The 904-nt window shown below is 66.8% G+C and carries 1 protein-coding gene; it reads right to left on the bottom strand.

The window, feature by feature from the left end:
• Positions 1–904, bottom strand: a 904-nt coding sequence (locus MOV61_RS30070) for an MFS transporter (protein ID WP_247139197.1), incomplete at both ends; no start/stop codon positions are given.

A 904-nucleotide genomic window follows, 5' to 3' on the forward strand; every position in this document is an offset into this window, starting at 1 on the left:
GTCGCCGGCGCGAACCAGCGCGTCAGCAGTCCGGCGGCGATCGGCAGGACGAGGAGCGGCCCGGACAGCGCGATCATCATCCGCCCGCCGGCGATCTCGTCCATGCCCTCGATGCCGATGAACCGCACCGGCAGGAGGATGAGCAGCACCACGAATGCATAGGCCGGCGCCGCTGCCAGCAATTGCACGCCGACGAAACGCGGATAACGGAACAGCGTGAGGTCGAGCATCGGCCGCGCCACGGTCCGTTCGATCAGCACGAAGGCGAGGAAAACCAGGACGGCTACCAGAAGCATGACGATGACAAGCGGGTCGCCCCAGCCGCTTTCCGGCGCCTGGAGCACGCCGAAAGTCAGAGCGGTCAGCGCCGCGGTGAAACTGAGCGCTCCCTTCCAGTCGAGACCGGAAGCATCGGGATCGCGCGATTCCCGCATGAAGATTGCGCCGAGTATCAGTGCCACCGCCGCCAGCGCGACGACCAGCAAGAAGATTGCCGGCCAGCCGAACATGGCGATCATCCATCCCGATGCGATCGGCCCGAAGGCGAGCCCGATGCCAAAACTGGCGCCGACGATGCTGAAAGCCCTGAGCCGTGCCGCGCCGTCGAATTCCTGCGCGAGCGACGCCATGCCGCCGGAAAAGGCGGCTGCCGCGCCGATGCCCTGCAGCGCCCGCAGCACATCGAACCAGACGATATCGCCCGCGAAGGCGAGACCGATCGAAAACAGCGCGAAGATACCGAGGCCGCTCAGGAAAATTCGCTTGCGCCCATAACTGTCGGCGAGCGCGCCGGCGGCCATCCGGGTGCTGCCGAAGGAAAGCATGATGGCATTGGTGGCCCAGTTGTGGGCAATCGGGCTGCCGCCGAGCGCACGGCTGATGGCGGGCAGGCCGACGGCCGTGC

Source organism: Neorhizobium sp. BETTINA12A (assembly GCF_023006485.1).
GTDB lineage: Bacteria > Pseudomonadota > Alphaproteobacteria > Rhizobiales > Rhizobiaceae > Neorhizobium.